Source organism: Labrys sp. Lb11 (assembly GCF_057554225.1).
This window is the reverse complement of record NZ_BAAJOT010000003.1, coordinates 489,834-505,038: the sequence shown is the minus strand read 5'-3', so window position 1 is coordinate 505,038 and position 15,205 is coordinate 489,834. Positions and strand designations below refer to the sequence as shown.

Annotated in this window: 15 protein-coding genes and 3 pseudogenes; 11 read left to right on the top strand and 7 right to left on the bottom strand. The window is 67.6% G+C overall.

Going from position 1 to position 15,205, the window contains the following annotated elements; translation table 11 throughout:
• Positions 1 to 371: 371 nt before the first annotated feature.
• The 4 genes from glmM to mnmA all read right to left on the bottom strand — a co-directional run bounded on the left by glmM (position 372) and on the right by mnmA (position 5,257).
• Positions 372 to 1,709: a phosphoglucosamine mutase gene (gene glmM / locus AC27L4_RS12150; protein ID WP_487142402.1), complete on the bottom strand. Its 1,338-nt coding sequence runs from the start codon at positions 1,707 to 1,709 to the stop codon at positions 372 to 374.
• 246 nt (positions 1,710 to 1,955) lie between these two features.
• On the bottom strand, positions 1,956 to 2,999 hold the full coding sequence (locus tag AC27L4_RS12145; RefSeq protein WP_487142401.1) for a peptidoglycan -binding protein: 1,044 nt from the start codon (positions 2,997 to 2,999) through the stop codon (positions 1,956 to 1,958).
• On the bottom strand, positions 2,999 to 3,922 hold the full coding sequence (locus AC27L4_RS12140) for a flagellar motor protein MotA (protein WP_487142400.1): 924 nt from the start codon (positions 3,920 to 3,922) through the stop codon (positions 2,999 to 3,001). Before AC27L4_RS12140 ends, AC27L4_RS12145 begins: the two co-directional genes overlap by 1 nt.
• A gap of 165 nt (positions 3,923 to 4,087) precedes the next feature.
• The gene (gene mnmA / locus AC27L4_RS12135; RefSeq protein WP_487142399.1) at positions 4,088 to 5,257 is read right to left on the bottom strand and encodes a tRNA 2-thiouridine(34) synthase MnmA; all 1,170 of its coding nucleotides are present in this window, start codon (positions 5,255 to 5,257) and stop codon (positions 4,088 to 4,090) included.
• Positions 5,258 to 5,774: 517 nt separating this feature from the next.
• On the opposite strand from mnmA, the gene AC27L4_RS12130 reads away from it, so the two are divergent.
• The 7 genes from AC27L4_RS12130 to AC27L4_RS12100 all read left to right on the top strand — a co-directional run bounded on the left by AC27L4_RS12130 (position 5,775) and on the right by AC27L4_RS12100 (position 10,823).
• Entirely contained in the window at positions 5,775 to 6,530 is a 756-nt protein-coding gene (locus AC27L4_RS12130) for a DeoR/GlpR family DNA-binding transcription regulator (protein ID WP_487142398.1), read from the top strand.
• Between the two features lie 122 nt (positions 6,531 to 6,652).
• A complete protein-coding gene (locus tag AC27L4_RS12125) occupies positions 6,653 to 7,345 on the top strand; it encodes a class II aldolase/adducin family protein (protein ID WP_487142397.1) in 693 nt (230 codons plus the stop codon).
• 37 nt (positions 7,346 to 7,382) lie between these two features.
• The gene (locus AC27L4_RS12120; protein ID WP_487142396.1) at positions 7,383 to 8,156 is read left to right on the top strand and encodes an SDR family NAD(P)-dependent oxidoreductase; all 774 of its coding nucleotides are present in this window, start codon (positions 7,383 to 7,385) and stop codon (positions 8,154 to 8,156) included.
• Positions 8,157 to 8,380: 224 nt separating this feature from the next.
• A complete protein-coding gene (locus tag AC27L4_RS12115) occupies positions 8,381 to 8,896 on the top strand; it encodes a prolyl-tRNA synthetase associated domain-containing protein (protein ID WP_487142395.1) in 516 nt (171 codons plus the stop codon).
• A 78-nt stretch (positions 8,897 to 8,974) separates the two neighbouring features.
• A complete protein-coding gene (gene trxA, locus AC27L4_RS12110; RefSeq protein WP_487142393.1) occupies positions 8,975 to 9,868 on the top strand; it encodes a thioredoxin in 894 nt (297 codons plus the stop codon).
• A gap of 63 nt (positions 9,869 to 9,931) precedes the next feature.
• The gene (locus AC27L4_RS12105; RefSeq protein ID WP_487142392.1) at positions 9,932 to 10,591 is read left to right on the top strand and encodes an LON peptidase substrate-binding domain-containing protein; all 660 of its coding nucleotides are present in this window, start codon (positions 9,932 to 9,934) and stop codon (positions 10,589 to 10,591) included.
• A 31-nt stretch (positions 10,592 to 10,622) separates the two neighbouring features.
• Entirely contained in the window at positions 10,623 to 10,823 is a 201-nt protein-coding gene (locus AC27L4_RS12100; RefSeq protein ID WP_487142391.1) for a Trm112 family protein, read from the top strand.
• A gap of 108 nt (positions 10,824 to 10,931) precedes the next feature.
• On the opposite strand, the pseudogene AC27L4_RS12095 reads toward AC27L4_RS12100, so the two are convergent.
• A pseudogene (locus tag AC27L4_RS12095) lies at positions 10,932 to 11,150 on the bottom strand (IS66 family transposase); the annotation flags it as partial.
• A 357-nt stretch (positions 11,151 to 11,507) separates the two neighbouring features.
• Between AC27L4_RS12095 and AC27L4_RS12090 the strand changes: the two are divergent.
• Both AC27L4_RS12090 and AC27L4_RS12085 read left to right on the top strand, forming a co-directional pair.
• Complete coding sequence (locus tag AC27L4_RS12090) at positions 11,508 to 11,741, top strand: type II toxin-antitoxin system Phd/YefM family antitoxin (protein ID WP_487142390.1); 234 nt, start codon at positions 11,508 to 11,510, stop codon at positions 11,739 to 11,741.
• Positions 11,738 to 12,124 (top strand): type II toxin-antitoxin system VapC family toxin, encoded by a 387-nt coding sequence (locus AC27L4_RS12085; protein WP_487142389.1) that lies wholly within the window; start codon positions 11,738 to 11,740, stop codon positions 12,122 to 12,124. The genes AC27L4_RS12090 and AC27L4_RS12085 overlap by 4 nt, the downstream gene beginning before the upstream one ends.
• A 494-nt stretch (positions 12,125 to 12,618) precedes the next feature.
• Here AC27L4_RS12085 and AC27L4_RS12080 read toward each other — a convergent pair.
• A pseudogene (locus tag AC27L4_RS12080) lies at positions 12,619 to 12,999 on the bottom strand (ISAzo13-like element transposase-related protein); the annotation flags it as partial.
• A 26-nt stretch (positions 13,000 to 13,025) separates the two neighbouring features.
• Here AC27L4_RS12080 and AC27L4_RS12075 point away from each other — a divergent pair.
• Positions 13,026 to 13,273: pseudogene (locus tag AC27L4_RS12075) on the top strand (Txe/YoeB family addiction module toxin); the annotation flags it as partial.
• Positions 13,274 to 13,344: 71 nt separating this feature from the next.
• Here the strand turns inward: AC27L4_RS12075 and AC27L4_RS12070 are convergent.
• On the bottom strand, positions 13,345 to 13,935 hold the full coding sequence (locus AC27L4_RS12070; RefSeq protein WP_487142388.1) for a plasmid pRiA4b ORF-3 family protein: 591 nt from the start codon (positions 13,933 to 13,935) through the stop codon (positions 13,345 to 13,347).
• Between the two features lie 248 nt (positions 13,936 to 14,183).
• Between AC27L4_RS12070 and AC27L4_RS12065 the strand changes: the two genes are divergently transcribed.
• Positions 14,184 to 15,191 (top strand): SIS domain-containing protein, encoded by a 1,008-nt coding sequence (locus AC27L4_RS12065; protein ID WP_487142387.1) that lies wholly within the window; start codon positions 14,184 to 14,186, stop codon positions 15,189 to 15,191.
• Positions 15,192 to 15,205: the final 14 nt, after the last annotated feature.

Genomic DNA, 15,205 nt, shown 5'->3' with positions numbered 1-15,205 from the left:
CATCGGGTCCTTCCGTCCAAGGAGCCGTTCGACACCACGGCCCGCAGTCCTGGTGCCGACTATGGAGACCAAGTCTTAAAGAGCCTTTAACCCTAATTCTTAACCGCGATCCTTTACCTCTGCTTGGCGCGGCCCGTGATGGTGAGCGTCGGGCCGAAGCTTTCGCCGGCGCCGCCTCCAGCGCATCCAAGTCGAAATCTGCGGTGATGGTGTCTGGGTACCGGTTCGATCAAGTCGCTGCCAAGACGAGCGTCGCAGTCGGCTGTCCCCGGAAATGCCAGCGGCGGCCGAGGCCGCCACAAACACCCGCTGGTGTCTTTGCCGGCGGGCTCGCCCCGAAAGCTGTTTCGGGCCGAGGCCGGACGGGCTGCTCAGGCCGCTTTGCCGATCGCGTCGATGATCTGGTCGACCACCGTCTCGACGACGAGGCGGTCGTCGCCTTCGCCCATGACGCGGATCACCGGCTCGGTGCCGGAGGGGCGGATGATCAGGCGGCCACCGTCGCCGAGCTGGCGGCGGCCATCCTCGATGGCGACGACGACCTTCGGATCGTCCAGAGGCTTGCCGCCCCGGGTGCGGACGTTCTTGAGGATCTGCGGCAGGGGCTCGAAGCGGTGGCAGGTCTCGCTGACCGGCCGGTCGGCCTTCTTCAGCACCGCCAGAACCTGCAGCGCCGCCACCAGGCCGTCTCCGGTGGTGGCATAGTCGGACAGGATGATATGGCCGGACTGCTCGCCGCCGACATTGTAGCCGTTCGCCCGCATGCGCTCGAGCACGTAGCGGTCGCCGACGGCGGTGCGCTCCAGCATCAGGCCGAGGCCGCCGAGATAGCGCTCCAGCCCGAGATTGGACATCACCGTCGCCACGATGCCGGGCTGGGCCAGGCGCCCGTCCTCGTGCCAGGAGGCGGCGACCACGGCCATGAGCTGGTCGCCGTCGACCAGATGGCCCTTCTCGTCGACGATGACGACGCGGTCGGCGTCGCCGTCCAGGGCGATGCCGATGTCGGCGCGCATCTCGCGCACCTTGCGCGACAAGGCTTCGGGGGAGGTCGAGCCGACGTCGCGGTTGATGTTGAAGCCGTCCGGCTCGACGCCGAGCGAGATCACGTCGGCGCCGAGTTCCCACAGCGCTTCCGGGGCGACCCGGTAGGCGGCGCCGTTGGCGCAGTCGATGACGACGCGCAGGCCGTCGAGCGTGAGGTGCCGGGGCAGGGTGCGCTTGGCGAACTCGATGTAGCGGAAGCGGCCGTCGTCGATGCGCTTGGCGCGGCCGAGCTCACGCGAGCCGGCGAGACCATTGCCCGGATTGTCGATGAGGAGCTCGATCTGCTGCTCGATCTCGTCGGAGAGCTTGTAGCCGTCCGGGCCGAACAGCTTGATGCCGTTGTCGTCGAAGGGATTGTGCGAGGCCGAGATCATCACGCCGAGGTCGCAGCGCAGCGAGCTCGTCAGCATCGCCACCGCCGGCGTCGGCACCGGACCGAGCAGCATCACGTCCATGCCGACGGCGGTGAAGCCGGCAACCAGCGCATTCTCGATCATATAGCCGGACAGGCGCGTATCCTTGCCGATGACGACCCGGTGGCGATGGTCTCCCCGGTGGAAGGCAAGGCCCGCGGCCATGCCGACGCGCATGGCCAGATCGGGCGTGATCACGGTGTTGGCACGCCCGCGCACGCCGTCCGTCCCGAAGTATTTTTTCGTCATCGAAAAACTCTCGACCCCACGCTTTGCCTGGCGAATGTGCCAGAATTCCATCACGGCAACCGTTCAAAAATTATTTTCGACGGTAACAGGCCTGTCCAGCCAATTCCATGCCTGCCGGACCCCAGCCCAATTCGATCCGCACGGCAATGCCGGGGGCAACAGTCCACTGTGAAGAGCCGCCATGCCGCGGAGGTCGTGGCTGGCGCCGTCGTGCGCCCGCGAGCCGGCGATCCGCCCGGCGGGGCATCAGCGCTCGGTCAGCTTCATCTCGATGCGCCGGTTGCGGCTGCGCGCCTCGTCGCTGTCGCTGGGATCGATCGGCTGGAACTCGCCGAAGCCGGCGGCGACGAGGCGCTGGGCCGGGATGCCCTTGGAGATGAGATACTGCACCACGGCGATGGCGCGGCTGGCGGACAGCTCCCAGTTCGAGGGGAACTGCGGCGACTTGATCGGCCGGTTGTCGGTATGGCCGTCGACGCGCAGCACCCAGGGGATGTCGGCGGGGATCTTGTCCTGCAGCTCCAGGAGGGCGGTGGCGAGCTTGTCCATCTCCGCCTTGCCTTCGGGCTGCAGGGTCGCCTGGCCGGGGGCGAAGAACACCTCGGACTGGAAGACGAAGCGGTCGCCGACGATGCGCACGTCGGGCCGGTTGCCGAGGATCTCGCGCAGGCGGCCGAAGAAGTCGGACCGGTAGCGCGACAGCTCCTGCACGCGCTGGGCCAGGGCGATGTTCAGGCGCGAGCCGAGGTCGGCGATCTTGGTCTGGCTCTCGCGGTCGCGGGTCTCGGAGGCGTCGAGCGCCTCCTCCAGGGCGCCGATCTGGCGACGCAGCGCCGCGATCTGCTGGTTGAGGAGCTCGATCTGGGCCATGGCCTGGTCGGAGATGCGCTTCTGGCTGTCCAGCCGGGACTGCATCTCGCCGAGCGCGCCGCCGGCGGCATCGGCCTGGGCCTTGGCGGCGTCGCCGCGGGCTGCGTCGATCAGGCCCTGCAGGCGCAGCTTCTCGCCCTCGGCCTTGCTCAGGCTGTCGCCGAGCAGGGCGAGCTGGTCCTGGGCGTTGCGGTTGTTGGAGCGCTCGAGCGCCAGCAGTTGCGACAATTCCTCGATCTGGCCGTTGAGCCGGTTCAGCGCCTCGTCCTTGCCGGTGACCTCCTGCGACAGGAAGAACTGGCCGAGCACGAAGATCGACAGGATGAAGATGATCGACAGCAGCAGCGTCGAGAGCGCGTCGACGAAGCCCGGCCAGTAGTTGATGCCCTCGCCCCGGCGGCGGCCGCGCGCATAGGCCATCAGTGCGACTCACGCTCGCGCGACAGCCGTTGCAGCACCACCTTGATGTCGCGCTGCTGCTCGGCCTGGGATTCGACCCAGTCGCGGATCATCTGCTGCTCGGAACGCATGTGCTGGACGAGGCCCTGGATGCCCTCGGCGAGCTGGGCCATGGCGGCGGTGGCGGTGCGTCCGTCCTGCGGGGCATGGGCCATGCGCTCGATCGCGGTCTTGATCGCGGCCATCTCGCCGTCGGCCCCGGCCCGCGCCAGGCTCTCCGCCTCGATGTCGGTGACGGTGGCGGCGAGCCAGTCCTCCAGCTCGTTGTAGAAGCGGTTCTGCGCCTGGCCGGCCTGCAGGTCGAGAAAGCCGAGGATCAGCGAGCCGGCAAGGCCGAACAGCGAGGACGAGAACGAGATGCCCATGCCCGACAGCGGGGCGGCGAGGCCGTTCTTCAGATCCTCGAACACCACGGCAGCGTTGCCGCCGCCCACCGACATGGAATTGATCACCTTGCCGACCGAGCCGACCGTCTCGATCAGGCCCCAGAACGTGCCGAGCAGGCCGAGGAACACCAGGAGGCCGGTGAGGTAGCGCGAGATCTCGCGCTGCTCGTCCAGGCGCATGCCGATCGATTCGAGAATCGAGCGCAGCGTCGCGATCGAGATCGCCTTGCGCCCGACCTTGTCGCCCAGGATCGCCGCCATCGGCGCCAGCATCACCGGCTGGTCGTGCAGGTTCAGGCCGGGATCGCGCATGCGGTAGGCGTTGACCCAGCGCACCTCCGGCACCAGGCGCACCACCTGGCGGAAGGCGAAGGCGATGCCGAGCAGCAGCGACAGGACGATCAGGCCGTTGAGGCCTGGATTGGCCATGAAGGCTTCGAACAGGCGGCGATAGAGCACCGCGAGCACGCAGCCGGCCAGCACAAGGAAAACCAGCATGCGGACGAGGAAGATCCGCGGGGACGAGAGCTTATAAGGATCGAGGTCTCTTGCCATCGCACCAGCCGCATATCGCATTGCCGATTCACTCATAGCCCAAGGCGCAGCAAGACCCAAGGCGATGCCGAGGATAGGACGGCGCTATGCAGAGCCGGAGGCGGAGTTCTATCCCGCGACGACGCTCAGGGCCGGTTGCACGGTCGCGGCCGGCAGGGCCTTGAGGATGAAGCCGCCGCCGAGCACGCGCGCCCGGTCCTCGGCACTGTCGTAGAACACCGCCGCCTGGCCGGGCGAAACGCCGTCCTCGGCCTCGGCGAGCTCGATCAGCGGACCGTCGGCGCCGCGGCGCAGCAGCGCCGGCTTCGGCGCCCGGGTCGAGCGCACGCGCACGGCGATCTCGATGCCCTCGGGCGGCAGGGCATCGAGGGGGCCGTCGCCGATCCAGTTGACGTCGCGCAGCAGCACGGTGCGGGTCGCCAGCGTCTCGCGCGGGCCGACCACGACCTGGGCTGCGTCGGCATCGAGGCGCACGACATAGAGCGGCTCGCCCGCGGCGATGCCCAGGCCCTTGCGCTGGCCGATGGTGTAGTGGATCACGCCGGCATGACGGCCGAGGACACGGCCGTCCACGTGCACGATCTCGCCGGGCCTGGCCGCGCCCGGCTTCAGCCGCTCGATCACCTCGGCATAGCGGCCGGTGGGCACGAAGCAGATGTCCTGGCTGTCGGCCTTGCCGGCGACCGAGAGGCCGAAGCGCTCGGCCGCCGCGCGGGTCTGCGGCTTGGTCATGTCACCGAGCGGGAAGCGCAGGATGTCGAGCTGCTCCCGGGTGGTGGCGAACATGAAATAGCTCTGGTCGCGCTCGGCATCCCGCGGGCGATGGAGCGCGCGGCCGCCGGCCGCGGGGCGGCTGGCGACGTAGTGGCCGGTGGCGAGGATGTCGGCGCCGAGATCCAGCGCCGTGTCGAGCAGGTCGCGGAACTTGACCTTCTGGTTGCAGGCGACGCAGGGGATCGGCGTCTCGCCGGCGACATAGGCATCGGCGAAGGCGTCGATCACCGCACTCTTGAAACGGCTCTCATAGTCGAGGACATAATGCGGGATGCCGATGCGCTCGGCGACGGCCCGGGCATCGGCAATGTCCTGCCCGGCGCAGCAGGCGCCCTTGCGGTGGATGGCCGCGCCATGGTCGTAGAGCTGCAGCGTGACGCCGATCACGTCATAGCCCTCCTCCTTGAGGAGGGCGGCGACGACGGATGAATCGACGCCGCCGGACATGGCGACGACGACGCGGGTGTCCTGCGGCCGACGCGGCAGGTCGAGCGAGTTCAACATCGAAACCTCTTCGCCCGGCGGAGGGTCAAGGTCTCCGCGAGCCCGCCGGATTTACCGCGAAGGGGCGGGCAGGAGCAAGCGTGTTCGCAGCTCCTCGCCTGAGCCGATGACAGCCGGGGTGGCCGGAGACCTTTGCTCCGGTGCGGCGGCGGCCCTGGGAGGATCGGTCATGATCGGATCTTGATCTCGTCTCTCATGCCCGATTATGTCTGAATCTTCGTCAAGAGGGGCGCCGATATTCCCGCGAAGCTTGCCATGACCCGATGCCTTGTCTTCGATCTCGGTCCCGGCAGCGGCCGGGCGACGCCGGCCGCCTTCGCCGGCACGGGCCGGTCGTTCGGGAACGTCCGTCGCTTCGAGGACCGTGCGGTAGACCGGCCCGAGGGGGCGTGCCGACGGATCGGCCTCGCCCGCCTCAAAACGCTGGACGAAGCCCGGGCCCTGATTGAACAGTCGGCCGACATCCGCGATCCGTCCGGGCCTCCGCTGGCCACGATGCGACCCCATCCGGTGACACATGCTCGCAATTGAGCGCAAGAACAGCATTCTCGACCGCATCCTGCGCGAAGGCAGGGTCGTGGTGACGGATCTCAGCACGCTGCTGGGCGTCACGGAGGAGACGATCCGGCGCGATCTCAACAAGCTGGAACGGGAGGGGCTGGTCAGCCGCACCCATGGCGGCGCGGTGGCGCCGCGCGGCGGCGTGGAGGACCTGCCCTACAGGACGCGGCACCTCATCAACATCGAGGCCAAACGCGCCATCGCCGCCAAGGCCGCCGGGCTGGTCCGGGACGGCGATGCGGTGATGATGGATTCCTCGTCCACCGCCCATGAGGCCCTGCGCGCGGTCGGCGCCCGCCGCGACCTGACCGTCATCACCAATTCGGTGCGCATCCTGTCCGATGCGAGCCTGCCCGACCACACCGTCATGTCGGTCGGCGGTGAACTGCGCCGGCGGTCCATGACCTTCGTGGGGCCCCTCGCCAGCCAGGCGATCGCCCGCTTCAACGCGGACATCGCGCTGATCAGCTGCAAGGCGCTGTCGCTGTCGGAAGGCCTCATGGAAAACAACATCGCCGACGCCGAGGTCAAGCGCGCCTTCATCGAGAATGCCCGACGCGTCTGCCTCCTCGTCGACAGCGGAAAGTTCGACAGGACGGCTCTGGTCAACATGTGCGGTTTGGATCTGATCGACGTCGTGGTGACAGACAGCCGTCCGTCCGAAGCCTGGCTCGACCTGTTCGAGCGGCGCGGCGTCCAGCTCGTCTGCTGATGCGCGGGGCAGCTCGCTGCCCGGCAACATGTGAAAATTCGGACATTTTCAAAAATTCGGACATCCGAATCATTGACTTTTCGCCCAGGTGCGGAGAGGGTCGGCGCCGGAGAGCGATGACCATGCAAGACGATCCGAAGCTGCGCGAAGACATCTGCGAAATCGGGCGCCGCGCCTATGCGCGCGGGATGGGGGCCGCGAACGACGGCAACATCTCGGTCCTGCTCGACGACGGCACGCTGCTGTGCACGCCGACCGGCGTATCCAAGGGGTTCATGACGCCGGACATGATCTGCCGCATCCGCCGCGACGGCTCCCTTCTCGCCGAGGCCGGCTATCGGCCCTCGACGGAGATCATGATGCACCTGTGCGTCTACGATCACCGTCCCGACGTGCGCGCCGTCGTGCACGCGCATCCGCTCTATGCGACCGTGCACGCCATCTGCGGCAAGCCGATCACCCAGCAGATCATGCCGGAATCCACCATGTTCCTCGGCGAGGTGCCGCTGACGCCCTACGGCCTGCCCTCGACCTCGGAGCTGTCGGACGCGATCACGCCCTATCTGGCGACCCATGACGCGCTGCTGCTGGAAAACCACGGCGCGCTCTCCTACGGGCACGACCTCACCAGCGCCTACTTCAAGATGGAAGCGCTCGACTACTATGCCAAGGTGGTCTACCTCGCCGCGCACTACGGCGGCGCCAGGGAGTTCAGCGCCGAGCAGGTCGAGAAGCTGCTCGAGGTGCGCCGGACGCGCTTCGCGCAGCCCGGACGCCATCCGTTCCTCGACAAGCCCGCGCAACCCGCATCCTGACTGCGAACAACCTGAAGACGAGACAAGGAGGCCTTCGATGTTTGCCGAGAAGCTGAGGCTCGACGGCCGCGTGGCGGTGGTGACCGGCGGCGGGCGGGGCATAGGCCTGTCCTGCGCCGAGGCGCTGCTGGAGCACGGCGCCAAGGTGGTCATCGCCGATATCGACCTTGCCATTGCCGGGCAGGGCAAGGCGGAGCTCGCCGCCAAGGGCCATGACGCCGACATCCGCCAGGTCGACGTCACCAGATCGGCCGAGGTGGACGCGCTTGCCGACGGCGTTGTGCGCGACTATGGCCGCGTCGACATCCTGGTCGCCAACGCAGGTATCGCTCGTTCCGGCACGGCCGCCGAGGACGTCACGGACGAGCATTGGCTGCACGTCAACGACGTGAACTACAACGGGGTCTTCTGGTGCAACCGCGCCTTCGCCCGGCATATGCTGAAGGCCGGTCGCGGCGCCATCGTCAATATCGGCTCGATGTCGGGCCTGATCTCGAACCGCCCGCAGAAGCAGACCTACTACAACGCGGCCAAGGCCGCCGTGCACCAGATGACATCCTCGCTCGCCGCCGAATGGGCCGACCGCGGCGTGCGCGTCAATGCGGTGGCGCCGACCTACATCGAGACCGCGATGACGATGTACCGGCACGAGAACGACGGCATGATCGACGTCTGGCTGCGCGACACGCCGATGCATCGCCTGGGCAAGCCCGACGAGATCGCCTCCGTCGTGCACTTCCTGGCCTCGGACGCCTCCAGCCTGATGACCGGCGCCACCGTGGTGGCCGACGGCGGTTTCACCTGTTGGTGAGCGCCGGGGCTCCGGACCCGGGTCGATGCATGAATCGCGACGGGTGCCGCCGCCGGCACAGTCCCTGGTGCGATATTTCCGTCATGGCCGGACCTTGATCCGGCCATGACGTCCATGGGGGCGCCGCCTGGCCCCAGCGGAGTTCGATGTCCTGAGCGCCGGCCGCGCGGGCTTGTCGCCCGTCCTGCGGCGTCCTATGAGGCTGGCCCCGGTTGGAGAACGCCATGCCCGCGACGCCCGAAGACTTGTTCGCCCATCTCGACCGGCTCGGCATCGCCGTGGCGACCGTCGAGCACGCGCCGCTGTACACGGTCGAGGATTCCAAGGCCCTGCGCGGCCAGATCGCCGGCGGACACACCAAGAACCTGTTTCTCAAGGACCGCAAGGGGGCGCTCTTCCTGGTCGTCGCCGAGGAAGACGCCCGGATCGACCTCAAGCGCATCCATGAGATCATCGGCGCCAGCGGCAAGGTGTCGTTCGGCTCGGCCGATCTGCTTGTCGAGGTCTGGGGCGTGCAGCCCGGCGCCGTGACGCCGTTCGGCGCGATCAACGACCGGGACGGACGGGTGAGCGTGGTGCTGGACGAGGCGCTGATGCGTCACGACGTGCTCAACCACCATCCGCTCGTCAACACGCGGACCACCTCGATCCGGCGCGACGACCTCCTCGCCTTCCTGCGCTCCACCGGCCACGAGCCGAGGATCATGCCGGTCTCGGGCGGAGCTGAGGCGCAGGGCTGAATGCGGTTCGGCATGTTGCCTTTTGCGCCGGACGGTCCCATCTAAGCGGTCAATTCTCACGACAACGGGTAGACGATCATGAGCGCTGAAGCAGCGGGTGCCGACGGCCTCGTCAAGAACACCACGACGCAGACCTTCATGGCCGACGTCATCCAGGAATCGATGAACCAGCCGGTGCTGGTCGATTTCTGGGCGGAGTGGTGCGGCCCCTGCAAGCAGCTCGCTCCGATCATCGAGAAGGCGGTGCGCGCCGCCAAGGGCCGGGTCAAGCTGGTCAAGATGGACATCGACAAGTACCCGCAGATCGCGGGGCAGCTCGGGGTCCAGTCCATTCCGGCGGTGTTCGCCTTTTCCAAGGGCCAGCCGGTGGACGGTTTCATGGGCGCGCTGCCCGAAAGCCAGATCAAGGCGTTCATCGACAAGATCGCCGGCCCCGGCGGTCCCGACGAGCTCGACCTGATCCTGGCCGATGCCGAGGCGGCGCTCGCCGCCGGCGATTTCGCCGGCGCCTCGCAGCTCTTCGCGCAGGTGTTCGAGGAGGATGGCGAGAACCTCAAGGCCATCGCCGGGCTCGTCCGGGCCGCCACGGCCGCCGGCGAACTGGAACAGGCCAAGGCGACGCTGTCGCTGACGCCCAAGGGCAAGGAGAACGATCCCCTCATCGCCGGCGCCCGCGCCGCCCTGGAGCTCGCCGAGCAGGCGGCCTCGGTCGGCGATCTCTCGGCCCTGGCAAGGCAGGTCGAGGCGAACCCCAAGGACCATCAGGCCCGCTTCGACCTGGCGCTCGGCCTTGCCGCGGCCGGCCGGCGCGAGGAGGCGGTCGATCACCTGCTCGATATCGCCCGGCGCGACCGCAAATGGAACGACGACGGTGCCCGCAAGCAGCTCGTGCAGTTCTTCGAGGCCTGGGGCCCGACGGACGAGAACACGATCAGCGGCCGCCGGCGGCTGTCGTCGATCCTGTTCGCATAGGCGGCCTTCCGGGAAACCGGGACGTCCGGGGGCATCGGCGCGCGAATACGGGGGAGGGGTGACATGGCTCACCTGATCAGGGAACCGGGCGACGTTCCTGCGGTCATTCCGGTCTTCCCCCTGTCCGGGGCGTTGCTGCTGCCACGCGGGCAGATGCCGCTCAACATCTTCGAGCCGCGCTATCTCGCCATGGTCGACGACGCGCTCAGCGGCGCGCGGCTGATCGGCATGATCCAGCCGGAGGCGGAGGACAGCTCGGACGTGCCGCGCCTCTACCATGTCGGCTGCCTCGGCCGCCTGACCCAGTTCGCCGAGACCGGCGACGGGCGTTACCTCATCCAGCTCACCGGCGTCACCCGCTTCCGCGTTCTCGAAGAGGTGCCGGCGACGACGCCCTACCGGCAGTGCCGCGTCAGCGTGGAGGCCTTCGCCACCGACTTCAAGCCGCGGGCCGGGGAGGGGGAGGTCAATCGCGACGCCCTGGTGAAGACGCTGCGGGCCTATCTCGACGCCACCGGCCTGCAGGCCGACTGGGACGCCATTCGCCAGGCCCCCAACGAGGCGCTGGTCAATGCGCTGTCGATGATGAGCCCCTTCGACGTGCGCGAGAAGCAGGCCCTGCTCGAGGCCGCGTCGCTGAAGGAGCGCGCCGACATGCTGGTGGCGATCACCGAGATCGAGCTGGCCAAGAACGGAGCGGGCGGCGACGGGCCGCTGCAATAGGCGTCGCCCACGAAACCGGATCGAGGCCCCCATGCCGAACACCCCCGCGCCCCGTCACGCCAACCTCGTCGACCCCAAGCTCCTGGAGCTGCTGGTCTGCCCGCTGACCAAGGCGACGCTGGAATATGACCGGGAGAAGCAGGAGCTGATCTCGCGGCCGGCCAAGCTCGCCTATCCCATCCGCGACGGCATCCCGATCATGCTGCCGGAAGAGGCCCGGCCGATCGAGTGAGACCTGCCGGCGCGGCCTGTGCAGCACCGGCAGGCTTGATCGCCAGCCCGGCATGGCGTTTGCTGGTGCGGACGGCGGCGCCGTGCGCCACCGGCGGCGTATTCCCGGCATTTGGTCGAGAAGCGGCTTGCTCTTCTCCCGGCGCACGGCACGCCGCTCGTCGGCGCTGCGGCCGTTGATGATGCGCTCGATCTCGAACGGCGCATCCAGGCGCCTGACCGCCTCCACCGCGATCGGGGAGATGGGTTTACCCTTCTGACCTTCCCGGGCATTTTTCTCGATGTCGGCCAGTTCAAAGAAGCCCCGCCGCGCATGGGCGAAGCAAAACGGGCTAAGGGGCCGTTCGCGAACAAGTGCTTCGTTACTCGTAGGGCGCTCCGTCCCAACCGTCATGGCCGGGCTTGACCCGGCCATCCACGCGGCCACTGTCGGTGCAGGATATGGACCAGGATTGCACCTGGACCCGCCTTCGTCGCGTTCCCTAACGAGATCGCATGCGATCTCGTCGAGATGGCCGGATCAGTCCGGCCATGACGCCCACGTTGATTCACTTGTTCGCGAACGGCCCCTAACCGGATTGTCGCGTGGGGCGTCGCGTGCAATGGAACCTGGAGCAGCCAGGAAACGGCATGGCTCTTGCTCGGCGCGGACTTCTTAGCTATCTTCTTAGCTAAGGAGATGCCGATGGCCCAGTTCTCGGTTCACGATGCGAAGACCAACCTGTCCAAACTCATCGCAGACGCACTCGAGGGCGGAGATGTGGTCATTGCCCGTGGCAGCGTGCCGGTGGTGCGCCTGGTGCCGGTCGCGCCACGCGGCAAGCGGCGCTTTGGGGCGCTCAAGGGAAAGATCGCCGTCGATGCGCGCTTTGACGAGCCGCTGCCCGACAATGAACTCGGGGGGTGGAATCTCGCTTGAGGCTGCTGCTCGATACCCATGCTCTGATCTGGTGGCTTGCGGGTGATGAGGCGCTGAGCCGCCGTGCCCGCGAGGCTATCGGGGACGAGGTCAACAGCATCGCCGTCAGCGCCGCCTCGGCCATGGAGGTCGCCACCAAATTCCGCATTGGCAAGCTCCCTGACGCGGCGCTGCTCGCGCAGGACTTCGAGGCGATCATCGCCGATCAGGGCTTTGCCGAATTGGAGATCACCGTCCGCCATGCCCTGCTAGCCGGTGGGATGAACATCGCGCACAAGGACCCGTTTGACCGCCTCCTCATTGCCCAGGCTCAATCCGAGGACATGGTGTTGATTTCGAATGAAGCACTCTTCGACGGTTTCGCAGTCAAACGCCTTTGGTAGCGGGCTCCGGTCCCACATCCGAGATCGATGTCGTATTCCTTGGTCGGACGGCCGCCTTTGAGGTTTTCCACAAAATCGGAGAAAGCTACAAAGTCCTGATTTACCAATAAGTTACTCAGTGCCTAGGCAATGGGGGAAAACCTGTGGCAAGAGTTCGCGGATTTGCTTTCAGGATCGATCAGGCCGAGGCATCGGGGCGGGATCGAGTGGGTCCAAGCAGAAGCGCAGCGGCTTCTGACGATGGATCGGAGGCTGGGGGTGGGTTTCTGGTCAGGGATTTGCAGCCTGTCGGCGAGATAGTCCCAGAATGTGATGCCGAACTTTGTGCAGGTTTTGGCGAGGCCGAGGAAGGCATCCCGGCAGTCACGCCCTTGGTCGCTTCGAGTTCCTGCACTGATTTTGCGCCTGGTCACCTGGCACCGGGATTGCGATGACACTCCACAGAAATCATTCTCCGGCGTCCGCGGCGCCGCGCTGGCGTGTCACCGAAATGCGATGCCTTTGGGATATGTGTTGGTGTCGAGTTTACACAGGACCTTCAACCCGGTCTTCGTGGTTGTCGAGGCGATCAGATCGACGATGACGCGATAGCTGACGAGGGGGGCGCGCCAATTTTGGGTGATGAACGAGAACAGGCGGTGCTCGATCGTGTTCCACTTGCTTGTTCCCGGCGGGAGGTGGTGCACTTCGATCGAGAGACCCAGTTCATCGGCGAGGCGCTGCAATTCAAGTTTCCAAAGGCGTCCGCGTGAGGCGTTGCTGCCGCCACCATCGGCGGTGATGACCAGACGCCTGGCCAGGGGATAGCGAAGGCAGCCGACCTCCCGTCACCATCGGCGGATGGTCTGCGCGGCGAAAGCCGCGGTGTCAGTGTCGACGGGACAGAGCGCGGGCTTTCGGAGTGAAGCTCGTCTTCCACGCGCGCGCCTGGGAGGATTGCCTGCATTGGCAGGCGATGGACGCCAAGCGGCCGGCGCGCATCAACGGCCTCATCAAGGAATGCGCCCGCACCCGTTCACGGGCACCGGCAAGCCGGAGCCGCTACGCGGTCCGCTCGCCGGCTGGTGGTCGCGGCGCATCACGCCGGAGCATCGCCTGGTCTATCGCGCTGCGGAAGACAGCCTGTTCATAGCGCAGTGCCGCTATCATAGTGCCGCTATCATCATGAGTAATTGCTCACGTTCCGAGATCCGGCATCGGGACGGCTTGCCGAGTGCCGGCTATTTTTTCCTGAAGCATGCGGCGAGGACGGCGTTGGCGCGTTCGAGGTTGAAGGCGTCCGGATCGAAGTCTTCGCCGATCCAGTCGATCCGTTCGGCCCGTTCGGGATGGGCGGGATCGGCCAGAATGGCCAACAGTTCCGCATAGCCCCAGACGCCCCCGCAATCCTCCGGCGGGCAGTTGCGCTTTCCAGTGACGCAGAGGGGATAGGATACGCCCTCGACCGCCGCTTCGCTTTTTTCGAAGGCGATCGTGTGTTCCCAATCGTCGCCGAAGTCATAGGTGTAGGAGAAGCGAATGACGGGTGACTTCAGCAGGCCGTTGAGGGTCACGCGCTTTTCGTCGGCGACGTCGTCGACACTGCGGCGGTCGCCATATGGCTCGCCGCCGATGGTGAAGACATGGAGGTGGCTGTCGTGCCAGCCCATCGCCGCCTGGATCGCCCGGTGCAGGTCGCCGAGCGTCATCGTGCCGGGCATGACCAGCCGGCGCCAGACCGGCGGCTTCGTGCCGCGCAGCGTCACCTTGAGAGTGATGACGTTCATGCTGGCGCCGGTCTTCGGCTCGCTGGTCCTGGCCGCGATCTTCACATCCTGTCGGCATCAGGCATCGGCGAGGATGCCTCCATCCCCATGCTTTGCGCGATGGCCGGGCTGACCGCAAGCGGGCGATGGCCCGATCCATGGGCGGCCTGCAGTTCCGGCCCGATGCGCCGCCGGTGCCGGCCGTCAACCTCGACAGCCTGTGCCCGGCGGATCCCGACACGGGCCGGATCCTCGCCTGACCTTCGCCGCGGCTTGCGGCTATCATCCCATTCTATCCCTGGAAGGATTCGGACATGCAGGACCATGACGGCGTGCGGCGCATGCGCTCGGAGATGACGCGCCAATACCCGGACGCGCTGGCGACGCTCGACGGCGTCGCGGCCGGCGCCGCCACCGTGGCGCGGAGCGCGCGGGCGACCGGCAGCCTCGCCCTCTACGCCATGGGCGGCTCGCACCATGTCAACAGCATCGTCGCGCCGCTCTACCGCGAGCTCGGCCTGGACTGCCGGGCGTGGATCGCCTCCGAGGTGCTGGCCTCGCCGCTGCCGGACGCGCCGCGCACCGCCCTGATCGCCTCCCAGTCCGGCCGGTCCGGCGAGATCGTCGAGCTGATCGAGCGCCCGGCCGGCAGCGAGGAGCGCTTCGCCCTGACGCTGGAGGGCGGGAGCCCGCTTGCCCGGGCCTGCCGGGCGGCGCTGGTCGCCCATGGCGGCAGCGAGCACGCCTTCGCGGCCACCCGCTCGATCACCCTGACCCTGGCGATGCACGGCGCCATCCTGGAGGCGCTCGGCGCACCGCAGGCCGGCCTGCGCGCGCTGTTCGCCGCCGCGGCGCCGCCGCCGAGCGGCCCCGTGGACGAGGCCCTCAAGGACAGCGAGGCCGTGATCCTCGCCGGCTACGGCGCCATGGCCGGCGTCGCCGCCAGCGCCGCCCTGTCGATGATGGAGCTGGCGCGCGTCGCCGCCATCGGTTTCGAGGGCGGGCAGTTCCGCCACGGCCCGTTCGAAGGCTTGCGGCCCGGCCTCGGCGTGGTGCTGTTCCGCAGCGCCGGCGGCGATGCGGCGCTGGTGCCGCCGCTGGCCGCGGCCGCGGTCGAGGCGGGTTGCGCCACCGTCGTTGTCGATGCCAGCGACGAGGCGCCGGTCGGCGGCTGCACGACGCTGGCGCTGCCGCGCAACACGGGGCTGGCGGCCGCCGCGTCCATGGTGCTCGCCATGCAGCCGCTCAACATCGCCATGGCCTATCGCCGTATCGCCGAAGGCGTCGGCACGCCGCTGCGCACGGCCAAGGTGACGGTCTGAGGCCTGGCGGGGGC